The 16492-nt window shown below is 69.9% G+C and carries 14 protein-coding genes and 1 riboswitch; of the genes, 7 read left to right on the top strand and 7 right to left on the bottom strand.

Annotated elements, in window-relative coordinates:
• The first annotated feature begins 492 nt into the window (after positions 1 to 492).
• Together FLW16_RS17315 and mgrA are read left to right on the top strand one after the other, a co-directional pair.
• Entirely contained in the window at positions 493 to 2538 is a 2046-nt protein-coding gene (locus FLW16_RS17315; RefSeq protein ID WP_142561144.1) for a S9 family peptidase, read from the top strand.
• Positions 2535 to 3560, top strand: coding sequence for an L-glyceraldehyde 3-phosphate reductase (gene mgrA / locus FLW16_RS17310; RefSeq protein ID WP_142561116.1), 1026 nt, complete (start codon positions 2535 to 2537; stop codon positions 3558 to 3560). The genes FLW16_RS17315 and mgrA overlap by 4 nt, the downstream gene beginning before the upstream one ends.
• A gap of 214 nt (positions 3561 to 3774) precedes the next feature.
• Here the strand turns inward: mgrA and FLW16_RS17305 are convergent, their stop codons facing one another.
• On the bottom strand, positions 3775 to 6180 hold the full coding sequence (locus tag FLW16_RS17305; RefSeq protein WP_260615343.1) for a lysylphosphatidylglycerol synthase transmembrane domain-containing protein: 2406 nt from the start codon (positions 6178 to 6180) through the stop codon (positions 3775 to 3777).
• On the opposite strand from FLW16_RS17305, the gene FLW16_RS17300 reads away from it, so the two are divergent.
• On the top strand, positions 6155 to 6667 hold the full coding sequence (locus tag FLW16_RS17300) for an RpiB/LacA/LacB family sugar-phosphate isomerase (RefSeq protein ID WP_312847139.1): 513 nt from the start codon (positions 6155 to 6157) through the stop codon (positions 6665 to 6667). The genes FLW16_RS17305 and FLW16_RS17300 overlap by 26 nt on opposite strands.
• Before the next feature lie 35 nt (positions 6668 to 6702).
• Entirely contained in the window at positions 6703 to 8754 is a 2052-nt protein-coding gene (locus tag FLW16_RS17295; RefSeq protein WP_142561113.1) for a molybdopterin-dependent oxidoreductase, read from the top strand.
• Here FLW16_RS17295 and FLW16_RS17290 read toward each other — a convergent pair.
• The gene (locus tag FLW16_RS17290) at positions 8722 to 9171 is read right to left on the bottom strand and encodes a GNAT family N-acetyltransferase (RefSeq protein WP_142561112.1); all 450 of its coding nucleotides are present in this window, start codon (positions 9169 to 9171) and stop codon (positions 8722 to 8724) included. The two genes, FLW16_RS17295 and FLW16_RS17290, sit on opposite strands and share 33 nt — an antisense overlap.
• 86 nt (positions 9172 to 9257) lie before the next feature.
• On the opposite strand from FLW16_RS17290, the gene FLW16_RS17285 reads away from it, so the two are divergent.
• Positions 9258 to 9707 carry a hypothetical protein gene (locus FLW16_RS17285; RefSeq protein WP_142561111.1) on the top strand — a complete coding sequence of 150 codons (450 nt, stop codon included), beginning with the start codon at positions 9258 to 9260 and terminating at the stop codon, positions 9705 to 9707.
• 4 nt (positions 9708 to 9711) lie between these two features.
• On the opposite strand, the gene FLW16_RS17280 is transcribed toward FLW16_RS17285, so the two are convergent.
• The gene (locus tag FLW16_RS17280) at positions 9712 to 10089 is read right to left on the bottom strand and encodes a VOC family protein (RefSeq protein ID WP_260615342.1); all 378 of its coding nucleotides are present in this window, start codon (positions 10087 to 10089) and stop codon (positions 9712 to 9714) included.
• A gap of 41 nt (positions 10090 to 10130) precedes the next feature.
• Positions 10131 to 10376 (bottom strand): hypothetical protein, encoded by a 246-nt coding sequence (locus FLW16_RS17275; RefSeq protein WP_142561110.1) that lies wholly within the window; start codon positions 10374 to 10376, stop codon positions 10131 to 10133.
• 5 nt (positions 10377 to 10381) lie between these two features.
• Positions 10382 to 10454, bottom strand: a riboswitch (guanidine-III (ykkC-III) riboswitch).
• 146 nt (positions 10455 to 10600) lie between these two features.
• Here FLW16_RS17275 and FLW16_RS17270 point away from each other — a divergent pair.
• Positions 10601 to 12424, top strand: coding sequence for an acyl-CoA dehydrogenase (locus tag FLW16_RS17270; protein ID WP_142561109.1), 1824 nt, complete (start codon positions 10601 to 10603; stop codon positions 12422 to 12424).
• A gap of 136 nt (positions 12425 to 12560) precedes the next feature.
• Here FLW16_RS17270 and FLW16_RS17265 read toward each other — a convergent pair whose 3' ends face one another.
• Both FLW16_RS17265 and FLW16_RS17260 read right to left on the bottom strand, forming a co-directional pair.
• Positions 12561 to 14072, bottom strand: coding sequence for a sodium:solute symporter family protein (locus FLW16_RS17265; protein ID WP_142561108.1), 1512 nt, complete (start codon positions 14070 to 14072; stop codon positions 12561 to 12563).
• A 358-nt stretch (positions 14073 to 14430) separates the two neighbouring features.
• Positions 14431 to 15594 carry an MFS transporter gene (locus FLW16_RS17260; RefSeq protein ID WP_142561107.1) on the bottom strand — a complete coding sequence of 388 codons (1164 nt, stop codon included), beginning with the start codon at positions 15592 to 15594 and terminating at the stop codon, positions 14431 to 14433.
• A 134-nt stretch (positions 15595 to 15728) separates the two neighbouring features.
• On the opposite strand from FLW16_RS17260, the gene FLW16_RS17255 reads away from it, so the two are divergent.
• On the top strand, positions 15729 to 16190 hold the full coding sequence (locus FLW16_RS17255) for a MarR family winged helix-turn-helix transcriptional regulator (protein WP_142561106.1): 462 nt from the start codon (positions 15729 to 15731) through the stop codon (positions 16188 to 16190).
• Here the strand turns inward: FLW16_RS17255 and FLW16_RS17250 are convergent.
• Positions 16187 to 16480 carry a Dabb family protein gene (locus FLW16_RS17250; protein ID WP_142561105.1) on the bottom strand — a complete coding sequence of 98 codons (294 nt, stop codon included), beginning with the start codon at positions 16478 to 16480 and terminating at the stop codon, positions 16187 to 16189. The two genes, FLW16_RS17255 and FLW16_RS17250, sit on opposite strands and share 4 nt — an antisense overlap.
• Positions 16481 to 16492: the final 12 nt, after the last annotated feature.

The following is a 16492-nucleotide window of genomic DNA, read 5'->3' as shown; positions in this document are numbered from 1 at the left end:
TTGTTTTTCTTTTGTCTTGCTGGTCTTAATTCTTCCCGACCGGCTCTTCCGTGTCAAATCCGCCCCACCGGGACTTAATTTGACCCGAAACCCGCCGACCGACAGGAATTCGACCACCCCGTTTCCGAGGCAACCCCTCTAACTTACCCGAACCCCCAGCCCGGCGCAAAACCACCAGACCTGGAAGATCAAAAAGCACGAGGAGCCGCCGGCAACCAGCCACGCACACACAAGACAACCACCGAAGTGATCGAAGAGGAGTGCGCCGAACCGCGCCGACACCACAAGATTACCAGGGTCCGGCACCGCCATGACCCGACTTGAGACGAACGCCTGGGGCTCCGGATGTATTCCGCCCGCCTCACACCCGGGGCTGGTGGGTCGCGCGGCGCCGGCCGCGGCCCCCTTGTTCCTCGTCCCGGGTTATCCACAGACCGCAGCGAGGAGGCTTGGCGGGACCATGCCGAACATAGACTTTGGCGGGTGAGCGACATGCCGCCTGTAGCGAAGAAGGTTCCCCTGGAGCGCACGCATCACGGTGACACCGTGGTCGACGAGTATGCGTGGCTGCTCAAGAAGGACGACCCCGACACCATCGCGTACCTGGAGGCGGAGAACGCCTACACCCAGGAGATGACCGGCCACCTGCAGGACCTCCAGGAGAGCATCTTCAAGGAGATCAAGGGCAGGACGTTGGAGACGGACCTGTCCGTGCCCACCCGCAAGGGCGCCTGGTGGTACTACTCCCGGACCGAAGAGGGCAAGCAGTACGGCATCCAGTGCCGCGTGGCCGCCGACGGCGACAGCCCGCCCCAACTGGAGCCGGGCACGTCTCTCCCGGGCGAGCAGGTGATTCTGGACGGCAACGAGCTCGCGGGTGACAGCCCCTTCTTCTCCATGGGCACGAGCGCGGTCAGCCCCGACGGCACGAAGCTCGCCTACTCGACCGACTTCTCCGGAGACGAGCGTTTCACTCTCCGGTTCAAGGATCTGGAGACGGGCGACCTGCTCCCGGACGAGATTCCGGGAGTCTTCTACGGCGGCGCCTGGTCGGCCGACGGCTCCACGTTCTTCTACACGACCGTGGACGAGGCGTGGCGTCCGTACCGGATTCACCGGCACACGCTCGGCTCGACCGACGACGTCGTCGTCCACCAGGAGGACGACGAGCGCTTCTGGGTGGGCATCGGGCTGACCCGCAGCCAGCGCTACCTGGTGCTGACCTCGGGCAGCAAGATCACCAGCGAAGTCCGGGTCCTCGACGCGGACACCCCGGAAGGCGAGTTCGCGGTGGTGCGGCCCCGGCAGACCGGCGTGGAGTACGCGCTGGAGCACGCGGCCGACCGCTTCCTCATCCTGCACAACGACGGCGCCGTGAACTTCGAGCTCGCCACCGCCCCCATCGACGATCCGGGCAGCTGGACTCCGCTGATCGAGCACAGGGACGACACGCGGCTGCTCGACGTGGACGCGTTCAAGGACTACGTCAGCGTCCACTTCCGCCGTGACGGTCTCACGGGCGTCCGGATCCTGCCGGGCGACGGCGGCGAGCCGTACGAGATCTCCTTCCCTGAGCCGCTGTACGACGTCGCGCCGACCGGCAACGCGGAGTTCGAGACCAGCCGGCTGCGTCTCAGCTACACGTCCATGGTCACTCCGCCCTCGGTGTACGACTACGACCTGCGCTCGCGCGAGCTGATCCTGCTCAAGCAGAGGGCGGTGCTCGGCGGCTACGACCCGGCCGACTACGAGCAGTTCCGCGAGTGGGCCACCGCCCCGGACGGCACCAGGATCCCGATCTCGATCGTGGTCCGGAAGGACACGAGCCGGCCCGCCCCCACCCTGCTCTACGGCTACGGCAGCTACGAGTCGTCCATCGATCCCTACTTCTCGGTGGCCCGGCTCTCGCTGCTGGACCGGGGCTTCGTGTTCGCGATCGCCCACGTGCGCGGGGGCGGCGAGATGGGCCGCCGGTGGTACGAGGACGGCAAGCTGACCAGGAAGAAGAACAGCTTCACCGACTTCGTGGCGTCCGCGCGGCATCTCAAGGCCGAGGGATGGTCCGACAAGATCATCGCCAGGGGCGGCTCGGCCGGGGGTCTGCTCGTGGGCGCGGTCGCCAACCTGGCTCCGGAGGAGTTCGCGGGGATCGTCGCCGAGGTCCCGTTCGTGGACGCGCTGAACACGATCCTCGACCCGTCGCTGCCGCTCACGGTGACCGAGTGGGACGAGTGGGGCGACCCGCTGCACGACCCCGAGGTCTACGCGTACATGAAGTCCTACTCGCCCTATGAGAACGTCGACGGCCGGCCATACCCGCCGATCCTGGCGACCACCAGCCTCAACGACACGCGGGTGCTCTACCACGAGCCGGCCAAGTGGATGGCCCGGCTCCGCGCCACCGCGCAGGGCGGCCCGTTCCTTTTGAAGACCGAGATGGGCGCCGGCCACGGAGGCCGCAGCGGCCGTTACGACGCCTGGCGTGAGGAGGCGTTCGCGCTCTCCTGGATCCTCGACCGAGTTGGAGTGACCGAGTGAGCTATGTGGCTGCCGAGGGCCGGTATGGGCCCATGCCGTACAACCGGACCGGACGGAGCGGGCTGAGGCTGCCCGCGGTGTCGCTCGGGTTGTGGCACAACTTCGGCGACGACAAGCCGATCGAGACCCAGCGGGCCATCCTCCGCCGGGCCTTCGACCGCGGAGTCACCCACTTCGACCTCGCCAACAACTACGGTCCGCCGTACGGCTCCGCGGAGATCAACTTCGGACACCTCTACCAGCAGGATTTCGCCAGGTACCGCGACGAGCTGGTGATCTCCACCAAGGCGGGGTACGACATGTGGCCCGGCCCGTACGGCAACTGGGGATCGCGCAAGTATCTGCTCGCGAGCCTCGACCAGTCGCTGAAGCGGATGGGCCTCGACTACGTGGACATCTTCTACAGCCACCGGTTCGATCCTGAGACGCCCCTGGAGGAGACCATGGGGGCGCTCGCCCACGCGGTCCGCTCGGGCAAGGCGCTCTACGCGGGCATCTCGTCCTACTCCCCGGAGCGGACCCGGCAGGCCGCGGCGATCCTGCGGGACATGGGCACGCCGCTGCTCATCCACCAGCCCTCCTACTCGATGCTCAACCGGTGGATCGAGAACGGGCTGCTCGACGTGCTGGAGGAGGAGGGCGCCGGTTGCATCGCGTTCTCTCCGCTGGCGCAGGGCATGCTGACCGACCGCTACCTGGCCGGCATTCCGAAGGACTCGCGAGCGGCCCAGGGCAAGTCGCTCGATCCGTCCCTGCTGACGGAGGAGAGCCTGCGCCATGTCCGGCGGCTCAACGAGATCGCCGGCCAGCGCGGGCAGTCGCTGGCGCAGATGGCCCTGTCCTGGGCGCTTCGCGATCCGCGGGTGACGTCGGTCCTGATCGGCGCGAGCAGCGTCGAGCAGCTCGACGACAACCTCGACGCGATCAACCGGCTCGACTTCACCCAGGACGAGCTGGACGCGATCGACAAGGACGCGGTCGAGTGCGGGATCAATCTCTGGGCCGCTTCCAGCGCGGAATGAACGTCCACGAGCCGCGGTGCACCGGCCGGCGCGCCCGCACCGCGGCGTGTGACCCCATGCTCGTGAGCCCGGGCTGCTGAGCCCGGGCTCATGGCCCTGGTGTCCGTGGTCTGGCGCACAGACACCAGGTGCCTGAGGCCCCAGACCCGTCCCAGGTCTGGTCCGGCGGGCGGCGAAGCCCGGCCGGGCATCGCCCAAGTCGGCCGTCAAGGGTTCAGAGGGCGTTCTGACGCTGAAGGTAGGCGAAGGAGGCCCAGCCGGGCAGGACGGGAAGCCAGAACGTCATCAGCCGGAACAGCAGCACGGCCGAGGTGGCGATGGGGCCCGGCACGCCGGCGACCTGCAGGCCGAGCGACAGGGCGTACTCCACCGCGCCCAGCCCGCCAGGTGTCGGGGCGGCCGAGCCGATGGCGTTGCCGGCCAGGAACACCACGGCGACCGCCGTGAAGCTGGCCTTGCCGCCGAACGCCTGCACGCACGCCTCAAGGCAGATCACGAAGCTGAGGGTGAGCAGCAGGGTCCCGCCCACCGCTTCGAGGACCTTCTTGGGCGACTGCACCACGTCGAGCAGCCGGGGGATCACCCCCGAGAACATCGCCCGCAGGCGGGTGGTCAGCACGCGGCGCAGCGGCCGTACGGCGAGCACGATCAGGAAGAGCACCGCGACGCCGAGCAACACGACGAGCAGGCCCCGCGACGGGGTGAGGGACGGCGCGGCCTGCGTTCCGGTGAGGTAGCCGAACAGCAGCAGCAGCATGATGTGCATGGCCAGGCCGATGAGCTGCGAAGCCCCCACACTGGTCACCGCCGCCCCCGGCGGGACGCCTCGTTTCTGCAGGTAACGGGTGTTGAGCGCGACGCCGCCCACCGCGGCGGGCGCGACGAGCTTCACGAACGACGCGGCGAGCTGGGCCAGGACCGTACGGCCGAGGGGCAGCGGCTCGGGCACGAACCCGCGCAGCATGATCGCCGCCGCGACGTAGCTGAGGGCGCCGGCGAGCAGCGCGACGCCGCTCCACGCCCAGTTCGCCGTGGTGATCACACTGGTCAGGTTGACCTGGCTGAGCTGGGAGAGCAGGAAGTAGGCACCGATCGTGCTGACGATGATCGTCACCAGCGTCCGGGGGCGGAACCGCTCGAGCCGCACCTCCTGGACCTCGACCTGCGGCTTCAGCGCGGTGATCTGCTCACGGATGGCGGGCAGGAGCTTCCTGTCCCGGCGGGCGGCCGTCCGGGTGTCCCGGCTCAGCGCGATCCGCTGGAGCAGCGGCATCGCCCCGGCGAGGGTGTTGTCCCCCAGCACCTTCGCCGCCGACCGGACAGAGCGCTCGGCTCCCACGCGGGTGCCGAGGTAGGCGAGGAGCTGGGCGATGTCGAGCCGCAGCAGCAGGTCGCCCGCCGCGATCTCGCCGCTGCGGGCGTCCACGAGGTAGACGTTCCGATGGGCGTCGACGTGGATGCTCTCGCCGGTGAGGTGGCGGTGGGCCAGGCGGTGCGCGTGCAGCAGCCGGACCTGCCCCCACATCCGCTCCAGCAGCTCGTCGTCGAAGTCCTCGTCTTGCAGATCGCTCACCGGCCGGGTGTCCACGTGCTCGTAGGCGAGCAGCGCGGCCTCGGTGCCGATCTCGCTCGTGCCGAGCAGGCGCGGCAGCCGCACCCCGGCGGCCTGCGCGGCGTACGCCATCAGCGCCTCGCGCTCCAGCTCGGCGCGCAGCGAGCGGATGGCCCTGCGCCGGGTCTCGTTGTTGAGCAGGAAACGCCGCCACAGCCGGTAGAGGACGCCCGCCACCTGCCGGTCCCGGTCGAGCACGGTCACGTCGATCCGCCGGTCGTCGGCGAGGCCGACCAGGTAGCGGCGGCTGCCCGAGCTGTCGTCCTCCACCCGTCTGGCGCTGACCGGCGTGAAACCGAGCCTGCGCAGCGCCGCCAGCACGGCGCTGCCGGGCGGCCTGGTGTTCGCGCTGCCGATGCCGTAGAGCGTGCCGAACCCGACGGCGAGACCCACGATGTACGTGAGGATCACGCCGAGTGCGGTGACCTTGGTGGCGGTGAAGAGCGCGAACACGTCGAGGGCCAGCGCGACCCACATGAGTGCCCGCCAGTGCGGGCGCCGGCCCATCCGCACGGCCGTGGCGTACGCGATGGCGGGGGTGAGCACGGTGTTGAGCGGCTCCACGTCCCTGCCACCGGTGAGCAACTGCACCAGGTCGGCGGGGCCCGCCTTGACCAGCCACTCGTCCAGCGCGTACGACACCAGCAGGGCGAGGATCGCGGCGATCAACCCCTGGGTGACACGCATGCCGTCGCGGTGGAAGACCCGCTCGACGGCGAACGCGACCGGAACGATCAGCACGGCGACACCGCCCAGCAGCCCGGCGGCGGCCGACAGCACATCGGGGGCGCGGCCGGTGCCCGCCTGGACGTCGGTCTCCAGGCCGTTCAGCGTGCGTTGCAGGGCCAGAGCCATCAGTACGACGGCGACGAGGGCCAGCAGCGTGAGCAGGAACCGCAGTGCGTCGGAAGGACGGCGGATCCGCTGCGGCAGCAGAGGCTCGACGACGAGGACAGCTCCTTGGCCAGGAGTGTCCAGCGTTATGTCCTGCTCCTTGATGCCTCTCACCACCAGCGATTCTGTGCGATCTTCGCACTCGGTGTCCACAATTGACGGCATGCGTATATCCCTGGCCTCGGACAGCCTCGACGGAATCGCGTCGGTGCTTGCGGCCGAGGTGGAACGGCGCGGCCATTCAGTCACACTCTATGGAGCACTGGCCCCCGGTGACCGGGCCGATTGGGCGTGGTGCTGTTCCGCCGCGGCGAGGGACGTCGCGGAGGGCCGCGCGGACCAGGCCGTGGTCTGTTGCTGGACCGGCACCGGCGCGTCCATAGCGGCAAACAAGGTAGCGGGCGTGCGTGCGGCGCTGTGCACCGACGCCGCCACCGCCGAGGGCGCCCGCAAGTGGAACGACGCCAACGTGCTCGCGCTCGGTCTCCGCCTCACCTCCCAGCAGGTCCTGATGGAGATTCTGGACGCCTGGTTCGCCGGGGTCCCCAGCACCGACCCCGAGGACGCCGCGAACATCGCCTACGTGCGGGAAATCCGGTAGAGACCGACCGTGAGCGGCGCGCTAACGTCGATGCCATGAGCACGTCGCTACCCGTCCTCGGCGCCTGCCCGCTCGACTGCCCCGACACCTGCTCGTGGGTCGTCACCGTACGCGACGGCGAGGCCGTCGGGTTGCGCGGCAACCGCGACCACCCCTACACGCGCGGGGCCCTGTGCGTGAAGGTCAACCGCTACCTGGAGCAGGTGCGGTCGGCCGACCGTGTTCTCCACCCGTTGAAGAGGGTGGGGCCGAAGGGATCCGGCCGGTTCGAGCGGATCAGCCTGGACCAGGCGCTGTCGGAGATCGCCGCCAAGCTGACGTCGATCGTCGAGGAGCACGGCGGCGAGGCGATCTGGCCCTACCAGGGCACCGGGACGCTCGGCTACGTCCAGGGCGAGTCGGGTCAGGCCGGGCGGCGGTTCTGGAACGCCCTCGGCGCGTCCCGGCACGACCTCAACATCTGCGCGCGGGCCGGCAACGACGGGCTGCGGTACGTCAACGGGACTCCCGGCGGCATGGACCCGGAGACGTTCGCCCTGTCGCGGCTCATCCTGCTGTGGGGCACCAACACGCTGACCAGCGGCCACCACCTGTGGAAGTTCGTCCAGGACGCCCGCGCCGCCGGGGCGTACGTCGTGGCGATCGACCCCATCCGCACGCGTACGGCCGACCAGGCGGACGAGCACCTGCCGATCCGGCCGGGCACCGACGCGGCGCTCGCCCTCGGCCTGCTGCACGTCGTGCTGGAGGAGGGCGCGGAGGACCGCGCGTACATCGAGGAGCACACGACCGGCTGGGACGAGTTCGAGGCCGAGATCCGCAGGCATCCCCCGGCGCTGGTGGCGGAGATCACCGGCCTGCCCGAGGAGCGGATCCGCGCCCTCGGCGTACGGCTCGCGCACACCCGGCCGACCGGCATCCGGGCCACGATGGGCATCCAGCGGCACGAGGGCGGCGGGGCCGCGATGCGGGTGATCGCGTGCATCCCCGGCGTCACCGGCGACTGGCGCCACCCGGGCGGCGGCGTGGCCTACTCCACCTCGGGATACGCCCCCACGGGCCCTGACCCGCGCGACGACCTGCTCCCCCACCCCGTGCGCACGCTCACGATGACGCGGCTGGCCGACGGGCTGGACGAGTCGGTCAAGTGCCTGTGGGTCTACGCGGCCAACCCGCTCGGCTCGACCTCCGATCAGAACCGGATCAGGGCGGCGCTGGCGCGGGAGGACCTGTTCACGGTGGTGATGGAGCAGTTCCCGACCGACACCGTCGACTACGCCGACTACGTGCTGCCCGCGACCATGCAGATCGAGCACCTGGACGTGCACCACGGCTACGGGCACATGTACATGGTGTGGAACGAGCCCGCGGTCGAGCCGCCGGGTGAGTGCCTCTCCACGACCGAGACCTTCCGCCGGCTCGCCCGGCTGATGGGCCTGACCGAGCCGTCTCTCTACGACAGCGACCTCGAACTGGCCGGGCAGACGCTCGCCCAGGCGGGGGTCTCCCTGGAGGAGTGCCGCAAGCAGGGGTGGGCCCGGCTTCCGGTGGCCGAACCGTTCGTGCCGTTCGCGGAGGGCTTCCCGACGCCGAGCGGGCGGCTGGAGTTCGCCTCCGCGAAGGCCGAGGCCGCCGGGCTGCCGCGCGTGGCGGGCTACGTCCCCTCGCTCACCGCCCGTACGGCTCCCGCCGACCGGCCGCACCCGCTCGTCATGATCACCCCGGCCGCGCACACGTTCCTGAACACGCAGTTCGCCAACAACCCGGAGCTGCGCAAACGGTCGAAGGGCCCACGGGTGCTGGTGAATCCCGCCGACGCCGCGTCGCGGGGGCTCGTGGACGGGCAGGCCGCCCGGGTCTTCAACGGCAACGGCGAGTTCAGGGCGTACGTGGAGGTCAGCGACCGGGTGGCGCAGGGGGTGGTGGCGGCGCCGAAGGGCCACTGGCCGAAGCTGTCCGGGGGCGCCAACCCCAACGCGCTGGTGGACGAGAGGGACGCCGACATGGGCCGGGGCCCGGTCTACCACGACAACTTCGTCGACGTCGCCCCGCTCTCAAGCGAGGAGGAGCTTGAACCCCTCGTGTGAGGCGGTGAAACCGAGCGAGCCGTAGAAGCGGTGGGCCTCGGTGCGGGCCTTGTCGGAGGTGAGCTGCACCAGCGCGCAGCCGCGCTCCCGGGCCCGCTCGACCGCCCACCGCATCATCTCCCGGCCGATTCCCCGGTTGCGGTGCGGGACGGCGACCCTGACCGCCTCGATCAGCGCGCGCTCGCCGCCCCGCCGCGACAGCCCGGGGATATAGGTGATCTGCATGGTCCCGACCACCTCGTCGCCCGACTCCACGACGATCAGCTCGTTGCGCGGGTCGGCGTCCACCGCCTCGAAGGCGGCGTAGTAGTCCGGCTCCCCGGAAGACGGGCGGGAGGCGGTGATCGGGTCCTCGTTGATCATGGCCACGATGACGGGGACGTCCTCACGCCGGGCCGTACGGAAGTGCAGATCCATGCCGGGGAGCCTAACCGGGTGGCGTCAGGGGCGGCTCAGGGACTTCCCCGATACCGGGGAAACACCCCAAAAGGCACGCTGTAGTCATGAACGAACTGACCCGCATGGACGAGATGTCCTTGGCCGGCGCGGCCCTGCGCGGCGCGCCCTGGCGGGCCGCGGCGACGTCCGGTGGGGCGGTCGCGGCCACGAGCTTCCTCCTGGGCGTCATCCTGCCCGGCCCGGCCGACCTGACCTGGGCCCTGTGCGCGGGGATCACCGTGTTCGCCCTCGTCGCGGCGATCGGCGCGATCTCCAAGCCGGACGTCGGCGACCGGGTGACCCGGCAGGCCCGTCTCTGGGCGCTGCGCCACCCCTGGCGCTTCTCGCTCTACCCGGGCCTCGGTGCGGCGGCCCTCATGTACCCGGTGCAGCTCGTGATCGACGGCGAGGGCCTCTTCGGCTCGGCCTGGGACGCGCTGTGGGGCGGCGCGCTCGTGCTGCTGATCACCACCGTCCTCACGTTCTCGATGCGCGGCCGGGCCAAGGGCGCCTGACCGCTCAGGCCTCTCGCTCCGCCGCGCTGCGGCAGACGCAGAACTCGTTGCCCTCGGGGTCGAGGAGAGTGACCCAGCCGGCGCCCTCCGGGGTGCGGTGGTCCTCGTACGGCTTGGCCCCGAGCGCGAGCAGCCGCTCCACCTCCTGGTCGCGGGTGCCGTTCCCGGAGGGGACGACGTCGAGGTGCAGGCGGTTCTTGACCGTCTTGCCGTCGGGCACCCGGATGAACAGCAGGTGCGGAGGGCCGTCCGGACGGTCCAGCACGACCTCGTCGTCCTCCGGCTCCGAGTCGACGAGCGGCCAGCCCAGGGCCTCGCTCCACCACTGGGCCAGCTCGTACGGCCGGGCGCAGTCGATCGTCATCGTGTTGATCTCAATCACGCGCCCAGCCAATCGCGACACCGGCAAAGATGTCAAGCAGGTTACGTTGCCGTCCGCCGCGGCCGCAGGGACTGGAGGAGGCCGACCGCGGACACGATGGCCCAGACCCCTTCCAGCAGCAGGAATCCCCAGTCGTCGTCCGCGTACGCGAGCCACGCGAGCACCGCGGAGCCGGCGAGGTTGAGCGTGAGGTAGATCTTCGAGCGGTTGTCGAGGACGTTCATCTGGGAGAGCAGGAACGCGCCGAGAATCAGGACGGCGCCGACGATCTGCAGAACTTGGTCCATGTCCTTCCGCCCACCGTCTTCGCTGGTCCGGGTACGGCGGGCACCTCGTCCGGGAAGACCGCGGATCACGGCCTTCTCACAACAAGAACATATCGGTTGTGCGTCACCATTCCGTGCGATCTGTGGCACAGACCATGGCTATCGCCGGTTACTCGCGGGTAGCATTCGTTTAGAGTTACCGACCAGTACGTTACCCCCGGGTTCGGTTCTAGGAGCGCACACAGATGGGTCACTACAAGAGCAACCTCCGCGACCTGGAGTTCAACCTCTTCGAGGTGTTCGGGCGCAGGGAGATCCTCGGCACCGGCCCGTTCGCCGAGGTGGACGAGGACACCGCGCGAAGCGTGCTGGACGAGGTGAACCGGCTCGCCACCGGTCCCATCGCCGACTCGTTCGAGGACGCCGACCGCCACCCGCCCGTCTTCGACCCCGCCACCCACAGCGTGACCATGCCGGAGAGCTTCAAGCGCTCCTACCAGGCCTGGGTGGACGCCGAGTGGTGGCGCCTGGAGCTGCAGCCGGAGCTCGGCGGCACGCCCGCCCCGCGCAGCCTGGTGTGGGCCATGGCCGAGATGGTGCTCGGCGCCAACCCCGCCGTGTGGATGTTCGCCTGCGGCCCGGCCTTCGCCCACCTGCTGTTCGAGCTCGGCACTCCGGAGCAGAAGCGGTTCGCCGAGATGGCCGTCGAGCGGCACTGGGGCGCGACCATGGTGCTGACCGAGCCCGACGCCGGCTCCGACGTCGGCGCCGGCCGTACGAAGGCGGTCCAGCAGCCCGACGGCACCTGGCACATCGAGGGCGTCAAGCGCTTCATCACCAGCGCCGAGCACGACATGGCCGAGAACATCTTCCACCTCGTGCTGGCCCGGCCCGAGGGCGCCAAGCCCGGCACCAAGGGCCTGTCGATGTTCCTCGTGCCGAAGTACCTGGTGGACCTGGAGACCGGCGAGCTGGGCGAGCGCAACGGCGTGTACGTCACCAACGTCGAGAAGAAGATGGGCCTGAAGGTCTCCACGACCTGCGAGCTCACCCTCGGCGAGAAGCACCCCGCCATCGGTTACCTGGTCGGCGACACGCACGACGGCATCCGGCAGATGTTCATGGTCATCGAGCACGCCCGCATGATGGTGGGCGCCAAGGCCATCGCCACACTCTCCACCGGCTACCTGAACGCGCTGGACTTCGCGAAGAACCGCGTCCAGGGCGCCGACCTCACCCGCGCCGGCGACAAGACCGCGCCGCGCGTGCCGATCACCCACCACCCCGACGTACGCCGCGAGCTCATGCTGCAGAAGTCGTACGCCGAGGCGATGCGGGCGCTGGTCATCTACACGGCGACGATCCAGGACCAGATCCAGATCGCGGAGTTCGAGGGCCGCCGCGACGAGGCCGCCGAGGCGCTCAACGACCTGCTGCTCCCGCTGGTCAAGGGCGTCGGCTCCGAGCGGTCGTACGAGCTGCTCGCGCGCTCGCTGCAGACGCTCGGCGGCTCGGGCTTCCTGCAGGACTACCCGATCGAGCAGTACATCCGCGACTCCAAGATCGACTCACTGTACGAGGGCACGACCGCGATCCAGGGCCAGGACCTGTTCTTCCGCAAGGTCCTGCGGAACCAGGGCGCGGCGCTGGGGTCGCTGCTCGGCGAGATCAAGACGTTCGCCGCCTCGGAGGCGGGCAACGGGCGGCTGAAGGTCGAGCGCGGCCTGCTCGACGAGGCGGCCGACGAGGTCAAGGCCATGGCCGACACGATGGCCGGCTGGGCGATCGCCTCCATGGAGACGCCGCAGGAGGTCTACAAGGTCGGCCTCAACACCACCCGGTTCCTCATGGCGCTGGGCGACCTGGTGCTGGGCTGGCTGCTGCTGCGCCAGGCCGAGATCGCGCTGAACGCCCTGTCCGCCTCGGAGGAGGACAAGGCGTTCTACACGGGCAAGGTCGGCGCGGCCTCGTTCTTCGCGCAGACCGTGCTGCCCCGCCTGGCCGCCGAGCGCCGCGTGCTCGCCGCCACCGGCCAGGACCTCATGGAACTGCCGGAAGAGTCCTTCTGATCTGGTTCTGGTTCGGTACGGCCGCCGCCCCACTGACGGGTGCGGCGGCCGTACCGCGTTTGGGGCCGCACCGTTCCCCGGGCCGGTCAGGTGAACGCGGGGAGCGGTGCGGCGGTCAGTGGGGGCACGCTCGCCCTCAGGCGGACGCCGGAAGCGGCCGGGCGGCGCTGTCCTCGTCGGTGTTGACGGTCTGGAGCAGTTCCTCGCGCTCGGGGGTGTTCTCCGGGCGGATGAAACCGATGATCGTGAAGAGCACCAGCGAGGTGGCCACCGGCGCGGCCGTCGCCACGGCGGTCGAGACGTCGCTCATGCCGTAGTTGGTGAGCCAGAAGACGAACAGGCCGGCCGCCCACGAGACCAGCGCGGCCGTCGGTCCGGACCGGCGGAACAGCGGCAGCATGCCGAGCAGCAGCGGGATCGAGATCGGGCCCATGAGCCCGGCCACCCACTTGATGACGACCGTGATGATGTCCTTCAGCACGGGGCTGTTGACCTGGGTGGCCACGGCCATCGACAGCGCGATGAACGCCACCGTGGTGACCCGGGCCGCGACCAGGCCGGCCCGGGTGTCCCAGGCCCGCGCCGCGCGGGACAGCACCGGGATCACGTCGCGGGTGAAGACCGAGGCGATCGCGTTGGCGTCGGAGGAGGCCATCGCCATCGTGTGCGAGAAGAAGCCGGCGATCACCAGGCCGAGCAGGCCGTGCGGGATGAGCTGGGTGGTCAGCAGCGCATAGGAGTCGCTCGCGTCCGGCTTGGTCGCGTGGACCAGCAGCGGCGCGGCCCACATCGGGAAGAACAGCAGCAGCGGCCAGACCGCCCACAGCACGGCCGACAGCCGCGCGCCGCGGGCCGCCTGCGCCGCCGTCGGCGCGGCCATGTAGCGCTGGGCCTGGTTCCACATGCCGCCGTTGTACTCGAACGTCTTGATGAACAGGAACGCGAGCAGGAACGTCATCGTGTACGGCCCGTTGAGCGGGTTCGCGTGATCGGGCGGCAGCCGGTCCCACATGTCGCCCACCGCGCCGATGCCGCCGAGCTTGGCGAGGACGGCGAACAGCATCACGACACCGGCGAGGAGCTGGATGACGAACTGCCCGAAGTCGGTGAGCGCGTCGGCCCACAGGCCGCCGACCGTGCAGTAGACGGCGGTGACGACGCCGGTGATCAGGATGCCCTGGTTGAGCGACAGGCCGGTGAACGTCGACAGCAGCGTGGCGATCGCGGCCCACTTCGCGCCGACGTCCACGATCTTCAGCAGGCCGCCCGACCAGGCGAGCGCCTGCTGGGTCGGCACGTTGTACCGCTTGGCGAGGAACTCCAGCGGCGAGCTGACGTTGAGCTTCGAGCGGATCCGGTTCAGCCGTGGCGCGAACAGCACCGAGCCGATCGCGACGCCGATCGCGATCGGGAACGCCCAGGTGACGTACGAGGTGGCGCCGTAGAGGTAGGCGATGCCGGCGTACCCGGTGAACATGACGGCGCTGTAGCCGGACATGTGGTGCGAGATGCCGGCCAGCCACCAGGGCATCTTGCCCCCGGCGGTGAAGAAGTCACTGATATCGCCGATGCGCCGGTGCGAGTAGACGCCGATCGCCACCACGACGAGGAAATAGGCGCCCAGAACGTACCAGTCCAAATGGTTCACGCGCGTCGTACCTCCGGGTGAACGGCGGCACCCGGACCGACAACCGCCTGGCCTCGTTACGATGCGCCCGCCCTCCGCCCGCCGTCAATGGCGGGTGCGCAGGTCACGGGCGTACGGGAGGGCGGATCGAGGCCGTGACGCAGGTCACAGCGCGTTCATGTTTATGAACTGGCTTCGCATATCTGAATCGTTATCAGGAACGGCCTTGATCTCGCACGGGTGGGGGGTGAAAGTGTGCGGCGAAATGAGATTCCAGCAAGCGGCACACAACGGACCCGTCACCGCCTGGCACCGGTGATCGTCCGGCAGGGCGGAGCATGCCCGGGAGTGCGGAAGGCCCAGTGAACGAGAGGGAAGGTCAGACGGCCGCGACCACGGCGGAGCGGCGTTCGAGGGCGGCCGAGAGGACGGCGAGCACGAGCGCGGAGGCGGTCAGGAGGGCGCCCACCCAGTTGGGCGCGGTGTAACCCAGGCCCGCCGCGATGACGAGGCCGCCGAGCCAGGAACTCAGGGCGTTTCCGAGGTTGAAGGCGCCGATGTTCACGGCCGAGGCCAGCGTCGGAGCGCCGTGGGCCAGGTCGAGCACGCGCTTCTGCAGCGGCGGCACGGTGGCGAAGCCGAGCGCCCCGATCAGGGCGACGGTCACCGCGGCCAGGATCTTGCTGTGCGCGGTCAGTGTGAAGGCGGCGAGGACGACCGCGAGGGCACCCAGCGAGACGTACAGCATCGGCATCAGCGCGCGGTCGGCGAACCTTCCGCCGACGAGGTTGCCGGCGACCATGCCGAGGCCGAAGAGGACCAGGAGCCAGGTGACCGCCCCTTCGGGATAGCCCGCGACCCGCACCATCATCGGCGCGATGTAGGTGATGGCCGCGAAGACGCCGCCGAACCCGAGCACGGTCATGCCCATCGCCAGCAGCACCTGGACGTCGCGGAGCGCGGCCAGTTCGTGACGCAGGCGTACGCCCTCGGGGCGCGGCATCTCGGGCACGAGCACGGCGATGCCGATCAGGCCGACGGCGCCGAGCCCGGCGACGATGGCGAAGGTGGTCCGCCAGCCGGCGACCTGGCCGACCAGGGTGCCCAGGGGCACGCCGACGACGTTGGCCACGGTCAGCCCGGTGAACATCAGGGCGATCGCCCCGGCCCTCCGGTGCGGGGCGACCAGTTCGGCCGCGACCACGGACCCGATGCCGAAGAAGGCGCCGTGCGCCAGCGAGGCGACCACCCGGCCGGCCAGCATCGCCCCGAAGCCCGGCGCGAGGGCCGAGAGCAGGTTGCCGGCGATGAACAGCCCCATCAGCAGCATCAGCACGCGCTTGCGGGACATGGTCGTCCCCAGCACGGTCATCGGCGGGGCGCCGACGACCACGCCCAGGGCGTAGCCGGTGACGAGCAGGCCGACGGTCGGGATGGAGACCCCGAGGTCGGACGCCACCTGCGGAAGCAACCCCGTGATCACGAACTCGGTGGTCCCGATCCCGAAGGCCCCGATGGCGAGGGCTACGAGTGCGAGAGGCATGAACGTCCCCCAACAATTGCACGAGCAAGTAACAGGCGCAGACAATAGTTGCATACGCCTGATACTTGCAAGCGCGGGCTATTGCAGAGGTGGAGTATCCTCGTCTGAGTCACACGCGAACGGAGGGAGAGTCGATGACGGCCGCCGATCCCGCCCTCACCGCACTCGCGCAGGGCTGGTGCGCGCTCTCCCTGCTGCACGAGAAGATCGAGGCGCACATCGAGCGCGCCCTGCAGAGCAAGCACGGCCTGAGCGTGCGGGAGTACTCCCTGCTGGAGACGCTCAGCCGGCAGCACGACGGCCCCGGCGGCCATCTGCAGATGAAGCAGGTCGCCGACGCCGTGGTGCTCAGCCAGAGCGCGACGACGCGCCTGGTGACCCGGCTGGAAGAGCGGGGACTGCTCACCCGCTACCTGTGCCCCACCGACCGCCGTGGGATCTACACCGACGTCAGCCCCGAGGGCCTGGCGCTGCTCGCCGAGGCCCGGCCCACCAACGACGCCGCCCTGCGGGAAGCCCTCGACCAGGCAGCCCGGAACCCCCGGCTCGCCCCTCTGGTCGAAGCGGTCGAATCACTGCATCCGCAGGGAACCTAGAGGACGTACTGCACGGCCGCGCGGGCGGCGAGGATCGGCGTGATGCACTCGTCGATCACCGCCCGGTGGGCCGGGTGGTCGCGGTAGACGACGTAGTCCTCGGGGGAGTCGAAGTCGGCGACCACGCCGAAGGAGAAGTTGCCCTGGTCGACGCCCGCGTCCGGGCCGATCTGGTAGGAGCGCAACTCGGGGATGACGTCCGGCAGCCCGCCCAGCCGCCTGGCCACCTCGGCCCGCTGCTCCTCGGTGGCGTCCTCGGTCCACTTCAGCAGCACGACGTGGCGGAACATGCACTCCCCCTG

It is taken from the genome of Microbispora sp. KK1-11, from assembly GCF_006874435.1.
In the GTDB taxonomy this organism is placed as follows: Bacteria; Actinomycetota; Actinomycetes; order Streptosporangiales; family Streptosporangiaceae; genus Microbispora; species Microbispora catharanthi.
Note: the sequence above shows the minus strand (reverse complement) of the source record. Positions and strands in the feature narration are given on the sequence as shown.